Consider the following 14,402-nt stretch of genomic DNA (forward strand, 5'->3'; position numbering starts at 1 on the left):
AATCTGGTTTTTTTTAAGACATAGCCATCATTGCCCGGGCAATGACAGATAAAAAACAGGCCAGCAAATGCTGGCCTGTCATGGGATTAGACGTTGAACAGGAAGTTCATGATATCGCCATCTTTGACGATGTACTCTTTCCCTTCGGCGCGCATCTTGCCTGCTTCCTTGGCGCCTTGCTCACCCTTGTAGGTGATAAAGTCTTCAAAGGCGATGGTTTGGGCGCGAATAAAGCCTTTTTCAAAGTCGGTGTGGATCTTGCCAGCCGCTTGCGGGGCCGTGGCACCGACCGGGATGGTCCAGGCACGCACTTCTTTCACACCGGCGGTGAAGTAGGTCTGCAGGTTGAGCAGCTCGTAACCGGAGCGGATAACGCGGTTCAGGCCCGGCTCTTCGATGCCAAGGTCAGCCATGAACTCGGCGCGATCTTCGTCGTCCAGTTCGGCGATGTCGGCTTCAATGGCGCAGCAGACCACGACCACGACCGCGTTCTCGGCGGCGGCGATTTCACGCACCTTGTCGAGGTAGGGGTTATTTTCGAAACCGTCTTCCGCCACGTTGGCGATATACATGGTGGGCTTCAGGGTCAGGAAGTTGAGGTGGCTCACGGCGGCCAGCTCTTCTTTATCCAGCTTCAGACCACGGATCATCTGACCGTTTTCCAGCGCGACGCGGATCTTCTCCAGCACTTCCACTTCCAGCTTGGCATCCTTGTCGCCGCCTTTGGCGCGCTTGGACTGGCGGTGAATGGCACGCTCGCAGGCGTCCAGATCCGACAGGGCCAGCTCGGTGTTGATCACTTCGATATCGTCAGCAGGGGAGACCTTGCCGGCAACGTGAATGATGTTCTCGTCATCGAAGCAGCGCACCACGTGGCCGATCGCTTCGGTTTCACGGATGTTGGCCAGGAACTGGTTGCCCAGACCTTCGCCCTTGGAGGCACCGGCAACCAGGCCTGCGATGTCGACAAATTCCATGGTGGTCGGCACAACGCGCTGCGGATTGATGATGGCAGCCAGCTGATCGAGGCGGGGATCCGGCATCGGGACCACACCGGTGTTCGGCTCGATGGTGCAGAACGGGAAGTTGGCGGCTTCGATACCGGCCTTGGTCAGCGCGTTGAACAGGGTGGATTTGCCTACATTGGGCAGGCCCACGATACCGCATTTAAAACCCATGGATTGTTACCTTACTTGATGGATGCTGTTGAGGGTCGCCCGCAGGCGGCCCATGTCATGCTTGTTCTGGTCGTTGCTCATGCACCGGCACAATGCCCGTACAGGGTCAAACCGACTTATACCTTTTCAGCCTTGAAGCTGTGCAAGCGATTCATGGCCTTGGTCATATCTTGTTTGAACAGGATATCGGTGGCGCGCAGGGACTCATCCAGTGCGGCGTCGATCAGGCTCTGTTCACTGCTGGGAGCCTTGGTCAGGACGAAGCCTGCCACCTGCTCTTTGCTGCCGGGATGGCCGATCCCGAGACGCAGCCGGAAAAAGTTATTGTTGTTGCCCATCTTGGCGATGATGTCCTTGAGGCCGTTATGGCCACCATGACCACCGCCCTGCTTGAACTTGGCGATGCCTGGCGGCAGATCCAGTTCGTCATGGGCAACCAGCATTGCTTCCGGCTCAATCTGATAAAAACGCGCCAGTGCGGCCACCGCCTTGCCAGAGAGGTTCATATAGGTGTTCGGGATGAGCAGCCGCACATCCTGCCCCTCGACCAGAATGCGGGCAGTATGGCCGAAGAATTTGGGTTCTTCACGCAGGCTGACATTGTGCCAGCGGGCCAGTTGCTCCACATACCAGGCGCCCGCGTTGTGGCGGGTCTTGGCATATTCCGGGCCGGGATTGCCCAGTCCGACGATCAGTTTGATTTCGCTTGTCACGCTTGATGTCTTCACTCGCAGCTGCCGTGGGCACACTACCCAGGGCAATAGGACGCAATATTCTAGCCGCCGAGTGGCGATCACTCAACCAATGCTCATGTTATGGCGGAATTTGCCCCACTATTGCGGCAAATGGGGGCGGCTAATGGGTGGCTAACTGTGGGCAAACGGGCCTCTTGCATGAGGCCCGTTTCAGCTTACCGATGGACTGTGCCTGGTTGACTACCGTCGTTATTTGGCGCGCAGCAGGGTGACAGTATCTTCATCCAGCGCGGTCAGGGTGGGGCGGGCATCGCGCACATATTCCACGAAAGAGGCCGCATCGGTGCCGCAATCCACGCCGCTGGCCTTGCAATCGAGCACCTGGCCCGGGGCATAGACGGCGCTCAGCAGCTCGCCGTTTTGTACCACTTTTAGCACAGGGAAAGCAGTCAGCTTGCCATTGACGCTGGCGATATCGACCCGCTCGCTCTGGTGGCGCTGGGCATTGGCCAGTGCCTGCCAGCCATCGTTGCCGTTGGCGCTGTAGGCGTTCATCACTACCCGATAGCGCTGGCTATCCACCAGATCCTGCCACTCGCCGCTTGCGGTCTTGCGCTGCAATTGGGTCAGGGTGCCCGCTTTGCCAGCGTCGGTCTCCTGGAAGGTGTAACGCAGGTTGCCACCATAGGGGAACTTGCCAGCATGGGCGCTGGCGGGCAGGGTGGCGGTGATGGTTTCGCTCAGCAGGGCGCGCACCTCGGCGCCGGTCAGGGTCAGCACCGAGAGCTGGTTCTTGAACGGCAGCAGGGTGAGGGCACTATCCCCCTCGCGCCATTCGCCAGCGGGCAGTTCGGCGCGCACGCCGCCCACCGCCAGAAGGGCGAAGTCGACCGGCCCGCCGGTCAGGGCTTGCACTGCTGGCGTATTGGCCCAGTAGAACTCCCCTTCGGCAACCAGCGGCGCCACATCTGAGCCGTGGCTGTCGCTGCCGTTGTCGCCGGGGCGACGGGCATTTTGCAACTGCTCGGGAATGGTGCCGATCACCGGGCCATAGGCTTGCTCCAGCGCCGGTTTGTAATGGCTGTCGATGATGCCGCGCAGGCGCGGATCTTCATCCACGGTCACCAGATTGGGCTGGTTGTCGACAAACTGGCTCGCCTCTTTGCTGCGGGTGTCGTCGAGCGCCTGCTTGCGCGCCGCATCGGCGAAGAAGTCGCGGCTGGCCAGCAGGCTGTTGTGGCCCTGGCAGTCGGTCACCTGACCGTGGCTGTCAAAGGTCACCTGCGCCAGACCGATGGCCTGGGCATAGGAGCCCGCCTGCACCACGCAGGTTTTGCCGATGCCATCCGGATTGGTCACCAGCTTGGCGTAGTCGCCGGTCTTGCCCCAACCGATATTGCGAAAATCGCCAAGCAGGCTGTGGGAGTGGCCGCCGACGATGGCATCGAGGCCGTTTACCTTGGCCGCCAGCGCCAGATCCCGCTCGTTGCCGATGTGGGTCAGCGCCACGATCTGATGGATCCCTTTGGCTTGCAGCATGTCGACCGTGGCCTGAGCCGAGGCGACCTCTTTGCCAAAGCGCAGTTTGCCGACGTTGGGGGCGATATTGCCCATGTCTTCCAGCACCAGACCGACGACGGCGACCAGTTGTTTGCCCTGTGGCAGATTATTGATGTCGGTGACCGGGCTCTTCTGGTTGCCGTCAAAGGCGTAGACCACGAAAGGCTTGAGGTTGTCAGCCTTGCTGAGGGCCGGATCGGCCTTGGTGTCGAGGTTGGCGGCCAGCACCGGGAAGTTGACCCCCTCGATGAAGCGGGCCAGCTTCTGGTTGTCCAGATCGAACTCGTGGTTGCCCAGCGCCATGGCATCGAGGCCGAACTGGCTCAGCAACTCGGCGTTGGCCATCCCCTCGTTGAGCTTGAAGTAGCCGCTGCCCTGCCAGGCATCGCCGCCGTGCAGCAGCAGCAAGGGCTGGTTCTTGGCCAGCGCATCGGCCTGATAGGCTTTCGCCATGGTCAGCAGGCGCGGATAACCGCCGAAGCGGGTATAGAGGGTGTCCGTCTCCCCCTGCGGGGCAAAGATCTGCCCTTTGATCTCGGCATTGACCGGATCAAACTGGGAGTGAGTGTCGTTCATGTGCGCCAGGGTCAGCACGAAGGGCGGGTTCTCTTTGACGGGCTGACAGGCGAACAGGGCGCAGGTGAGGGTCGCGAGCAGGAGGGGACGCAAGCAATTCATGGGTAAATCCTTAAGCCTGCCGGGGGCAGGGTCGAACCAGATAGCAGAAAGTTGGAAAGAGAAGGTCCAGAAAGACGAAAACCGCCTGATGGCGGTTTTCGTTATTGCTGAATCTATCAATGCTCAAACATGGCAGAGATGGACTCTTCGTTGCTGATGCGACGAATGGCTTCGGCCAGTACAGTCGACAGGGTCAGCTGTTTGACTTTGCCAATCGCTTTCATCTCCGCGGTGAGCGGGATGGAGTCGGTGATGATCAGTTCATCGATCACCGAGTTTTTGATGTTCTCGACGGCAGTGCCGGAGAAGACCGGGTGAGTGGCGTAAGCGAATACTCGCTTGGCGCCGCGCTCTTTCAAGGCTTCTGCGGCTTTGCACAGGGTGCCGCCGGTGTCGATCATGTCATCGACGATGACGCAGTCGCGGCCGGCAACGTCACCGATCAGGTGCATGACCTGGGAGACGTTCGGGCGGGGACGGCGCTTGTCGATGATGGCGATGTCGGTGTCATCCAGCAGCTTGGCGATAGCGCGGGCACGCACTACGCCACCGATGTCTGGGGAGACAACGACAGGAGACTCGAGGTTCTTGGCCTTCATGTCTTCCAGCAGCACCGGGCTACCGAACACGTTGTCTACCGGAACGTCGAAGAAACCTTGAATTTGCTCGGCATGCAGGTCAACGGTCAGCACGCGATCCACACCGACGCTGGAGAGGAAGTCAGCGACAACCTTGGCGGTGATAGGTACACGGGCGGAGCGGACGCGGCGGTCCTGACGGGCATAACCAAAGTAGGGGATAACGGCAGTGATACGGCCAGCTGAAGCACGACGCAGTGCATCTACCATGACGATCAATTCCATCAAATTGTCGTTGGTCGGGGCACAGGTGGATTGAATGATGAAGATATCGCCACCACGTACATTCTCATTGATCTGTACGCTGATCTCGCCGTCGCTAAAGCGACCTACGGCAGCATTGCCGAGTTTGATAAACAGGCGATCTGCGATCTTCTGGGCTAGTTCCGGCGTTGCGTTACCAGCAAACAGCTTCATGTCAGGCACGGTTTGAAACCTCGGGGTTGCATCCAGTATGTGGGGGAGTCTGAAATCAGACCCTATCGTTTTGGGGCAAACGATTTATCAAGATAACGTACAAGGCGTCTGCTGCCCAATGAATGATTGTGATGATACCGGTAACCCGAATCCGTGGCCGAGTGCAAAACCGGCCACGTTAATCATCATCAATGCTGTTCGGTAGAATTGGCTGGGGTACTAGGATTCGAACCTAGGAATGGCGAGATCAAAACCCGCTGCCTTACCGCTTGGCGATACCCCAATCATTTGAACTGTTGCAATGTGGAGAAGAGAGGTGATATGTTCTCGCCCTTGGCGACAAACCCATCAAGTCCCTCCGGCACGCAGGCCAACACTTCCCGAGCAGTCACTTCGTCTTCAAATTGAGCAAAGACGCAGGCTCCTGTGCCCGTCATTCTTGACGGCGCGTATTCTAGCAACCAGCCGAGCGCATTGGCAACCTCGGGGTGGCGCTTTTTCACCAGTGATTCGCAATCGTTTTTCCACTCACCTTCCAGCAGGTTGTCCAACGCCATTTTCGGTGTGGCTCTGGGCAGGTCCGGATCCTGGAATACGGCCGCAGTCGCCACATGGCAATCGGGCTTGAGCACCAGATACCAGGCATCGGGCAGTTCGACCGGTTGCAGCCGCTCGCCCACCCCTTCGGCAAAGGCCGCCTTGCCACGAACAAACACCGGCACATCGGCCCCCAGCTGGATGCCGAGCGCTGCCAGTTCATCTTCACTCAACCCCGCCTGCCAGAGGTGGTTAAGCGCCACTAGCGTAGTTGCCGCATCGGACGATCCTCCGCCAATGCCGCCCCCCATGGGCAACACTTTCTCCAGCCGGATATGGGCCCCCTGCGGGCTCGGCAGTGTTGCCTGCAGCAGGCGCGCCGCCCGGATAATCAGATTCTGCTCATCCGGCACACCGGGAATGGCCGGGCTCAAGGTGAGTGTGTCGCTACCCTGAATCACCTCGAACTCGAGCCAGTCGCTGTGGTTGAGGAAGATAAACAGGGTCTGCAGCTCGTGATAGCCATCGGGACGACGGCCATTGACGTGTAAAAACAGGTTGAGTTTGGCCGGTGCCGGCCAGCGTGTGGAAGCCATTAACGTGCAAGAGTCCATTGGTTGATCTGAAGCTTGAGGCGGCTGTTCTGGCCGGTCATGGTCAGCTGGTGCGGCAGGCGGTAGCCATCCTGATCCCGATAATCGCCATAGACGATCTGCCACTGGCCGTCGCGCACGCTGGCCAGACTGCTGTCGGGGTTGAGTTCAAACTCCGCCTGACCCGGCAGCCCCTTGATCCACTCCGGCAATCCGGCGACCGGAATATTCCAGCCGGTGAGCTGATAGATCAGCGCTTCGGCGTCCTGGCTCTGGTGGCGATTGCCGTCGCTGTCGAGCAGGGTGATCTCCCCCTTGCTGCGAGAGAGCTCCAGAATGCTGGTGCCAATCAGGCTGGTGAGGTTGAGGCGATAATCCTCGCCATCCTGCTGCCAGTTGAGGCGGGCGCTGCCCTTTTGCTGGGGGGTGATGATGGCCATCTTGCCGGACAGCTGCCAGTGGGTCAGCTGCTCGAGACGGGTCCGCTCCTGGTTCCAGTTCACCTGGTCACGCTGGGGCTGGGTGGTGGCACAACCGGCCAGCAACAGCAGGCAGGTGAGGGTAAAAATACGTAGCAGCAAGAGACGGCTCCAGAGAGAGGAATTTGCCACAGTATACGGGGCGGCCGTATTGCTTTTAAAGACTTACCCTTTCTCGTACAATTGGCAGCCTTTGCACCCAGCGTATGAAATGATCGTCGCCCACTCATGAGTTTGCTTGCCCTCGGAATCAACCACAACACCGCCAGTGTCGCCTTGCGGGAACGGGTCGCCTTTGGCCCGGACTGCATCGATCGCGCCTTGCGTGAGCTGGTGAGCCAACCCGGTGTCAGCGAGGCGGTGATCGTCTCCACCTGCAACCGGACCGAACTCTATTGCAATCTGGACGGGGAGCGGCAGGAGCAAGTGCTGCGCTGGCTGCAGCAGTTCCACGGGCTGGACGCGGCCGAATTGGTCACCGCCATCTATCAGCATCATGACGAAGAGGCGGTGCGCCACCTGATGCGGGTGGCGTGCGGGCTTGACTCGCTGGTGCTGGGTGAGCCGCAGATCCTGGGGCAGATCAAGCAATCCTATGCCCACGCCCAGCAGTCCGAATCCCTCAAGGGGACGCTGGAGCGGCTGTTCCAGAAATCCTTCTCGGTGGCTAAACGGGTGCGCACCGATACCGAGATTGGCGCCAGTGCCGTGTCGGTGGCGTTTGCCGCCGTCAGCCTGGGTCGGCGGATCTTCTCCGATCTCTCCCAGACCAAGGTACTGCTGGTCGGGGCGGGGGAGACCATCGAACTGGTGGCCCGTCATCTGCGCGAGCAGAACGTCACCAAGATGATGGTGGCCAACCGCACCTTGCAGCGCGCCCAGACCCTGGCGACCGAATTCGGCGCCCAAGTGATGACGCTCGAAGAGATCCCCGACTATCTGCACGAGGCGGATATCGTCATCAGCTCGACCGCGAGCCCGCTGCCCATCATCGGCAAGGGGATGGTGGAGCGCGCCCTCAAGGCCCGCCGCTTCAAGCCGATGTTTCTGGTGGATATTGCCGTACCGCGCGACATCGAAGCGGAAGTCGATGAGCTCTCCGATGCCTATCTCTACACGGTGGATGATCTGCAGGGGATCATCGAGCAGAACCTCGAAACCCGTAAACGGGCTGCCGCGCAGGCGGAAGTGATCGTGCAGGAAGAGCGCGACGAGTTCATGGGCTGGTATCGCGGCCAGAGCTCGGTCGATCTCATTCGCGACTATCGTCATCAGTCCCAACAGGTGGCTGACGAAGAGCTGCAACGGGCCCTGCTGGCATTGGCACAGGGCGAGAGTGCCGAACAGGCGCTCAAGGCGATGGCCCATCGCCTCACCAACAAATTGATCCACGCGCCGACCCAGGCGTTGCGCCAGGCTGCTTCCCAGGGGGATCAGAGCGAGCTCTCCCGCTTGCGGCAGGCGCTGGGGTTGTCACAAGAGCCATAATTTTCGGGCAACCTGCCGGTTGTCCCGTCCTCCATTGAGAATGCAAGAGTTATGAATCCGTCACTGATCAGAAAGCTGGAAGGCCTCATCGAGCGCCACGAAGAAGTACAGGCCATGCTCGGCGAGCCGGACGTGGTCTCGGATCAGGATCGCTACCGCGCTCTGACCCGCGAATATGCCCAGCTGGAAGATATCGTTCACGCCTTCCAGCGTTACCGTCAGGCTCAGGATGATCTGGAGACCACCCAGATGATGCTGGAAGAGGACGATGCCGACCTGCGCGAGATGGCGCAGGAGGAGCTGCCGCTGGCCAAGGCCAATCTGGAGGCGCTGGAGCAGGAGCTGCAACTGATGTTGCTGCCCAAGGATCCCAAGGATGACAACAACTGCTATCTGGAGATCCGCGCCGGTGCCGGTGGCGACGAAGCGGCCATCTTTGCCGGTGACCTGTTCCGCATGTACTCCCGCTTTGCCGAGCGTCAGGGTTGGCGCGTTTCCATCGTCAGCTGCAACGACGGTGAATACGGTGGCTACAAGGAGGTGATCGCCAAGATCGACGGCGAGCGCGTCTATGGCCGCCTCAAGTTTGAATCCGGTGGTCACCGGGTGCAGCGGGTGCCGGAGACCGAATCTCAGGGCCGGGTGCACACCTCCGCCTGTACCGTCGCCGTGCTGCCGGAAGTGCCTGAAGCCGAGCAGATCGAGATCAACCCTTCCGATCTGAAGATCGACACCTTCCGCGCCTCCGGTGCCGGTGGTCAGCACGTCAACAAGACCGACTCGGCCATTCGCATCACCCACCTGCCGACCGGTCTGGTGGTGGAGTGTCAGGACGAGCGCTCCCAGCACAAGAACCGCGCCAAGGCGATGTCGGTGCTCTCCGCCCGCCTGCAAGCGGCCGAGGATGAGCGCCACCGCGCCGCCGAGCAGAGCACCCGCCGTAATCTGGTGGGCTCCGGCGATCGCTCCGAGCGCATTCGTACTTACAACTACCCGCAGGGCCGTCTCTCCGAGCACCGCATCAACCTCACCCTGTATCGCCTCTCCGAAATTTTGGAAGGGGATCTGGACTGCATCATCACCCCGCTGGTGCAGGAGTATCAGGCCGATCAGCTCGCCTCGCTGGCCGAGAACAACTGATGCAAATGCAGAACCGGCAAGCTCGTATTAAGTGTTCTGCCCATAAGGTGGAGTGGCACTGATGCAGATCCAGCAGGCCCGCGCCCATATCATGACTGTGCTGGCCGGGGGGGAATCCCCCCGCGCCGACGCCGATGTGCTGCTCTGTCATCTGCTCGACTGCCGTCGCAGCTATCTGATGACCTGGCCCGAGCGCGAGCTGGATGCCGCCCAGCAGGCCACCCTGCAGGGGTGGTTGGCCCGTCGTCTCAATGGCGAACCCATTGCCCATCTCGTTGGCGAGCGGGAGTTCTGGTCGCTGCCGCTGAAAGTGAGCCCGGCGACCCTGATCCCGCGCCCCGATACCGAGGTGCTGGTCGAGCAGGCGTTGACCAGAATTCCGCAAGGGCCGTGCGCCGTGCTGGATCTGGGCACCGGCACCGGCGCCATCGCGCTGGCGCTCAAGTCCGAGCGACCCGAGGTCGATGTATGGGCGGTGGATCGGATGGCCGATGCCGCGGCACTGGCCCGCGAAAACAGCGCCGCGCTGGGATTGCCCATCGAGGTGCGCGATGGCTGCTGGTTCGAGCCACTGGGCGAGCCGGATTGCGACAAAACGCCACGATTTGCGGTGATTGTCTCCAATCCCCCCTATATTGATGGCGCCGATCCCCATCTCGAGCAGGGTGACGTGCGCTTTGAACCCCGCTCGGCGCTGGTTGCCGATGACGCCGGGCTGGCCGATATCCGCCATATCGTGGCCCATGCCCCCGCTTATCTGTTGCCTGACGGCTGGCTGCTGCTGGAGCATGGCTGGGATCAGGGGGAGGCGGTGCGTCAGTTGCTGCGCGATGGCGGCTACCGCGAGGTAGCCACGGTGCGCGATTACGGGGATAACGACAGGGTGACGCTGGGCCTCTGCCCGCTACGCTGACGGCCCCTCACTGTTACACGGCGGGTCGCCTGTGCGCCGCCATGCAAGGATTGAATATGGTTTTTGTGCTCAAGCACCTGCACCTCACCCTGATTGCCGGGGCCGTGCTGATGTTTATGCTCCGCTTCTACTGGGTGCAGACCGCCACTGGCCGTGCCTACAGCGCGCCGGTGATGAAGGTCAGCGGCTGGCTCAACGGACTGGTGGTGCTCTCCGGCGTATTGCTCTGCATGGTGCTGGATCTCAACCCGCTCAATAACGGAACGCCCTGGCTCAGCGAGAAGCTGATGGCCATTCTGGTGCTGGTATTTCTGGCGGCGATGGCGCTGCGGCTGGCCAAAAGCAATCTGGTGCGCTGGTGCTCCTTTCTGGGGGCGCTCGGCTGGATCTACTTTATTGCCAAGTTGGCAGTGCTCAAACAGACGAGTGTGTTCGGCTAAGGCATGAAGAGAATGTTACACATAGACGAATGGACCGATTTCGAAGCCCACGACATCACCGAGCTGGCGTTGTCTGTCAGCGATGAGATTTATGGCTCGGCCGAGGAGGGGATCCGCGAGCTGAACCTGCTGGACGAGTGGCTGGACGAGCAGATCGAAGAGGGCACCTGCGACGAGGTGCGCCAGCAGCTGCTGCAAGGCTTCTACCACAGCCTCGGCTTTCATGGCGACTGGCAGGACTACTTCTCGGCGAACAACTGCGACCTCAATCAGGTGCTGGTACAGCGCAAGGGGATCCCGGTCAGCCTCGGCATTCTCATCATCCAGCTGGGGCGCAAGCTCGGGCTCGATGTGGAGGGGATCTGCTTCCCAGGCCACTTCCTGGTGAGCTTTGCCGGTGGCGAGGGGGAGGTCTATGTCGATCCCTTTACCGGCGACGAGCTGAGTCTGGCCCGCATCGAGCTGCTGCTGCGCGGCGCGCTGGGGGACTTGGCGACCCTGACCCCCGACTACCTGCAGCCCTCCGGCCAGTGGGAGATCATCGAACGGCTGCTCAACGTCAGCAAGGGTGCCCTGCTGCGGGAAGATCGCATGCCAGAGGCGCTGCGTTGCAGCGAGCTGTTGCTGCGGATGAAGCCCGGCGATCCGCTGGAGACGCGGGATCGCGGCTTTATCTACGAGCAGCTCGATTGTCCGCGTCAGGCCGCCGACGATTTTGAATATTTTATTGAACAATGCCCGGACGATCCGGTCGCCGATGTGCTGAAAGTGCAGCTGGCAGCGTTGGATCTTAGCCCCAAGCCCCTCCATTAAGGACGGCTTGAAACTGAAACAGAAGAATATCAAGGCCGCTGCGTCCGGTCGCAACGGAGTAACTTGGCTTCAGGCCCTTTCATTAAGGATGTCTTGGAGTTGAAACAGAAGAATATCAAGGCCGCTGCGCCCGGCTGCAACGGACTAACTTGGCTTCAGGCCCTTTCATTAAGGATGTCTTGGAGCTGAAACAGAAGAATATCAAGGCCGCTGCGCCCGGTTGCAACGGACTAACTTGGCTTCAGGCCCTTTCATTAAGGATGTCTTAGATGGAACAGAAGAATATCAAGATCAACCAGATCGACGTTGCCAACGACAAACCGTTCGTGCTGTTTGGCGGCATGAACGTGCTGGAGTCCCGCGATATGGCGATGGCTGTGTGCGAGAAGTACGTGGAAGTGACCAGCAAGCTGGGCATCCCGTTTGTCTTCAAGGCGAGTTGGGACAAGGCCAACCGCTCCTCCATCCACTCTTACCGTGGTCCGGGTCTGGAAGAGGGTATGAAGATTTTCCAGGAGCTGAAAGCGACCTTCGGCATGCCGGTCATCTCCGATCTGCACGAACCCCATCAGGCCAAGCCGGTCGCTGAGGTGGTTGACGTTATCCAGCTGCCCGCTTTCCTGGCACGCCAGACCGATCTGGTGGAAGCCATGGCCCGCACCGGCAACGTTATCAACATCAAGAAGCCGCAGTTCCTCAGCCCAAGCCAGATGAAGAACATCACCGACAAGTTTGAGGAGTGCGGCAACAATCAGCTGATCCTCTGCGAGCGTGGTGCCAACTTCGGTTACGACAACCTGGTAGTGGACATGCTGGGTCTGGGCGTCATGAAAAAGAGCACTGGTGGCTATCCGGTTATCTTCGACGTAACCCACTCCTTGCAGTGCCGTGATCCGCTGGGTGCCGCCTCCGGTGGCCGTCGCGAGCAAGTGACCGAGCTGGCACGCGCCGGCATGGCGGTCGGTCTGGCGGGTCTGTTTATCGAATCACACCCGGATCCGAAAATTGCCCGTTGTGATGGCCCGAGCGCCCTGCCGCTGGAAAAGCTGGAAGGCTTCCTCAAACAGATGAAGGCCATCGATGACCTGATCAAGGGCTTCGAACCCCTCGATACCTCCGTCTGATCCACGGTACCGGTTTCGTGATGCCAAGTGCCCCGCCATGCGGGGCATTTTTATATCCAGAATATTTTCATTGAGGTCTCAAATAAATCAATGACCAATATATCATGGTTGCTGTGGTGTTAATGATGTTAAATTGGTTGTGTGATTGATGTCTCTTAATTGCCTCTTATAACGTGTGAAAGTGGCGCTGTTGCGATGATGAAATAGCATGATGCTGGCGAGAGAAAGATATTTTCTCGTGACGGCTCAGTGCATGCCAATTTCTACCATATGAGATGTCAATTAATTAACAGGACGTTAATCATGCACAAGAAAGTATTTAGCAGTCTTTATTTCCAGGTATTGCTCGCGATTACCCTTGGGGTATTTCTGGGGCATGTCTATCCGGAACTGGGCGCCAATATGAAACCTCTCGGCGATGGCTTTGTAAAATTGATCAAGATGATTATCGCCCCCGTTATTTTCTGTACTGTAGTGACCGGTATTGCCGGGATGGAGAGCATGAAGGCGGTCGGCAAGACCGGCGCCATTGCCCTGATCTACTTCGAGGTGGTCAGCACCATCGCCCTCATCATCGGGTTGTGCGTGGTCAACCTGTTGCAGCCGGGGGGAGGAATGAACATCGATCCGGCCGCGCTGGATGCCAGCGCCATCTCCGCCTATGCGGAGCAGGCCAAGTCACAGGGCATTATCGCCTTTTTGCTGGATATTATTCCGGGCAGCGTGATCGGTGCCTTTGCCAGCGGCAATATCTTGCAGGTATTGTTGTTTGCGGTGCTGTTCGGTTTTTCCCTGCATCATATTGGCGAAAAGGGACAGGTTATTTTCGGCGTCATCGACAGTTTCTCCAAAGTCATATTTGGTATTATCAACATGATAATGAGACTGGCGCCGATCGGTGCATTCGGAGCAATGGCATTTACCATCGGTAAATATGGGGTAGGTTCACTGGTACAGCTGGGACAGCTTATTGCCTGCTTCTATCTTACCTGCCTCTTCTTTATCTTCATCGTGCTGGGCAGCATCGCCAAAGCCTCAGGCTTCAGCATCCTGCGTTTCATCTCCTACATTCGTGAGGAGCTGCTGATCGTGCTGGGGACCTCCTCTTCCGAGTCGGTACTGCCGCGGATGCTGGACAAGATGGAGAAGCTGGGTTGCCAGAAGTCGGTGGTGGGGTTGGTCATTCCGACCGGGTACTCCTTCAACCTGGATGGTACCTCCATCTATCTGACCATGGCGGCGATTTTCATTGCGCAGGCCACCAATACCCCGTTGGATCTGTTCCAGCAGATCACCCTGCTGGTGGTGCTGCTGATCTCCTCGAAAGGGGCGGCCGGGGTGACCGGTAGCGGCTTTATCGTGCTGGCCGCGACCATTTCGGCGGTGGGCCATCTGCCACTGGCCGGGTTGGCACTGATTTTGGGGATCGACCGCTTCATGTCCGAAGCGCGAGCGCTGACCAACCTGATCGGTAACGGGGTTGCCACTGTGGTGGTCGCCAAATACTGCAAGCAGCTGGACGAGAAGAAGATGGATGCAGTGCTCGGCGGCAAGGCGGGGCAACAGGAAGTGGACAGGGTTTAAGCGCGGTTTCCCCCCGCACGGCCGCGTTGGCTGGTGCGGGGGCAATAAAAAAGGCTATGTCCCAATTACGTGTTGAAAGGCTAATCTTGAAGTAGGCCATCACCTTGAGGTCTACCATCATGGAT

Annotated in this window: 13 protein-coding genes and 1 tRNA gene; 7 read left to right on the forward strand and 7 right to left on the reverse strand. The window is 59.3% G+C overall.

Annotated elements, in window-relative coordinates; genetic code table 11:
• Positions 1 to 86: 86 nt before the first annotated feature.
• The 7 genes from ychF to lolB form a co-directional block, all read right to left on the reverse strand.
• Positions 87 to 1,178, reverse strand: coding sequence for a redox-regulated ATPase YchF (gene ychF / locus BSP75_RS18725; protein WP_058054284.1), 1,092 nt, complete (start codon positions 1,176 to 1,178; stop codon positions 87 to 89).
• Between the two features lie 116 nt (positions 1,179 to 1,294).
• Positions 1,295 to 1,891 (reverse strand): aminoacyl-tRNA hydrolase, encoded by a 597-nt coding sequence (pth, locus tag BSP75_RS18730; RefSeq protein WP_042061295.1) that lies wholly within the window; start codon positions 1,889 to 1,891, stop codon positions 1,295 to 1,297.
• 231 nt (positions 1,892 to 2,122) lie between these two features.
• A complete protein-coding gene (locus BSP75_RS18735) occupies positions 2,123 to 4,111 on the reverse strand; it encodes a bifunctional metallophosphatase/5'-nucleotidase (RefSeq protein WP_075114195.1) in 1,989 nt (662 codons plus the stop codon).
• A gap of 116 nt (positions 4,112 to 4,227) precedes the next feature.
• Positions 4,228 to 5,175, reverse strand: coding sequence for a ribose-phosphate pyrophosphokinase (locus tag BSP75_RS18740; RefSeq protein ID WP_005330162.1), 948 nt, complete (start codon positions 5,173 to 5,175; stop codon positions 4,228 to 4,230).
• 199 nt (positions 5,176 to 5,374) lie between these two features.
• A tRNA-Gln gene (locus BSP75_RS18745) sits at positions 5,375 to 5,449 on the reverse strand.
• Position 5,450: 1 nt separating this feature from the next.
• Positions 5,451 to 6,299, reverse strand: coding sequence for a 4-(cytidine 5'-diphospho)-2-C-methyl-D-erythritol kinase (gene ispE, locus BSP75_RS18750; RefSeq protein WP_075114197.1), 849 nt, complete (start codon positions 6,297 to 6,299; stop codon positions 5,451 to 5,453).
• Positions 6,299 to 6,877 carry a lipoprotein insertase outer membrane protein LolB gene (gene lolB / locus BSP75_RS18755; protein ID WP_005353907.1) on the reverse strand — a complete coding sequence of 193 codons (579 nt, stop codon included), beginning with the start codon at positions 6,875 to 6,877 and terminating at the stop codon, positions 6,299 to 6,301. The genes ispE and lolB overlap by 1 nt, the downstream gene beginning before the upstream one ends.
• Positions 6,878 to 7,003: 126 nt before the next feature.
• Between lolB and hemA the strand changes: the two genes are divergently transcribed.
• From hemA to BSP75_RS18790, 7 genes are all read left to right on the forward strand, one after another.
• A complete protein-coding gene (gene hemA / locus BSP75_RS18760; protein ID WP_075114198.1) occupies positions 7,004 to 8,263 on the forward strand; it encodes a glutamyl-tRNA reductase in 1,260 nt (419 codons plus the stop codon).
• A 51-nt stretch (positions 8,264 to 8,314) separates the two neighbouring features.
• A complete protein-coding gene (gene prfA, locus BSP75_RS18765) occupies positions 8,315 to 9,403 on the forward strand; it encodes a peptide chain release factor 1 (protein ID WP_042658188.1) in 1,089 nt (362 codons plus the stop codon).
• Between the two features lie 61 nt (positions 9,404 to 9,464).
• Complete coding sequence (prmC, locus tag BSP75_RS18770) at positions 9,465 to 10,316, forward strand: peptide chain release factor N(5)-glutamine methyltransferase (protein ID WP_075114199.1); 852 nt, start codon at positions 9,465 to 9,467, stop codon at positions 10,314 to 10,316.
• 56 nt (positions 10,317 to 10,372) lie between these two features.
• On the forward strand, positions 10,373 to 10,756 hold the full coding sequence (locus tag BSP75_RS18775) for a SirB2 family protein (RefSeq protein WP_005334939.1): 384 nt from the start codon (positions 10,373 to 10,375) through the stop codon (positions 10,754 to 10,756).
• A gap of 12 nt (positions 10,757 to 10,768) precedes the next feature.
• A complete protein-coding gene (locus BSP75_RS18780; RefSeq protein ID WP_058054291.1) occupies positions 10,769 to 11,569 on the forward strand; it encodes a tetratricopeptide repeat protein in 801 nt (266 codons plus the stop codon).
• Between the two features lie 269 nt (positions 11,570 to 11,838).
• Complete coding sequence (gene kdsA, locus BSP75_RS18785) at positions 11,839 to 12,693, forward strand: 3-deoxy-8-phosphooctulonate synthase (RefSeq protein WP_075114200.1); 855 nt, start codon at positions 11,839 to 11,841, stop codon at positions 12,691 to 12,693.
• 303 nt (positions 12,694 to 12,996) lie between these two features.
• Complete coding sequence (locus BSP75_RS18790) at positions 12,997 to 14,277, forward strand: dicarboxylate/amino acid:cation symporter (RefSeq protein WP_075114201.1); 1,281 nt, start codon at positions 12,997 to 12,999, stop codon at positions 14,275 to 14,277.
• The last annotated feature ends 125 nt before the right edge of the window (positions 14,278 to 14,402 follow it).

Origin of the sequence: Aeromonas sp. YN13HZO-058, assembly GCF_001921245.1 — a bacterium.
Taxonomy (GTDB): domain Bacteria; phylum Pseudomonadota; class Gammaproteobacteria; order Enterobacterales; family Aeromonadaceae; genus Aeromonas; species Aeromonas allosaccharophila.

What these genes read in the sequence shown, in the direction of transcription:
- ychF (WP_058054284.1), bottom strand. Translation starts at nt 1,178, where the DNA reads ATGGGTTTTAAATGCGGTATCGTGGGCCTGCCCAATGTAGGCAAATCC.
- BSP75_RS18735 (WP_075114195.1), bottom strand. Translation starts at nt 4,111, where the DNA reads ATGAATTGCTTGCGTCCCCTCCTGCTCGCGACCCTCACCTGCGCCCTG.
- ispE (WP_075114197.1), bottom strand. Translation starts at nt 6,299, where the DNA reads ATGGCTTCCACACGCTGGCCGGCACCGGCCAAACTCAACCTGTTTTTA.
- hemA (WP_075114198.1), top strand. Translation starts at nt 7,004, where the DNA reads ATGAGTTTGCTTGCCCTCGGAATCAACCACAACACCGCCAGTGTCGCC.
- prfA (WP_042658188.1), top strand. Translation starts at nt 8,315, where the DNA reads ATGAATCCGTCACTGATCAGAAAGCTGGAAGGCCTCATCGAGCGCCAC.
- prmC (WP_075114199.1), top strand. Translation starts at nt 9,465, where the DNA reads ATGCAGATCCAGCAGGCCCGCGCCCATATCATGACTGTGCTGGCCGGG.
- BSP75_RS18775 (WP_005334939.1), top strand. Translation starts at nt 10,373, where the DNA reads ATGGTTTTTGTGCTCAAGCACCTGCACCTCACCCTGATTGCCGGGGCC.
- BSP75_RS18780 (WP_058054291.1), top strand. Translation starts at nt 10,769, where the DNA reads ATGTTACACATAGACGAATGGACCGATTTCGAAGCCCACGACATCACC.
- kdsA (WP_075114200.1), top strand. Translation starts at nt 11,839, where the DNA reads ATGGAACAGAAGAATATCAAGATCAACCAGATCGACGTTGCCAACGAC.
- BSP75_RS18790 (WP_075114201.1), top strand. Translation starts at nt 12,997, where the DNA reads ATGCACAAGAAAGTATTTAGCAGTCTTTATTTCCAGGTATTGCTCGCG.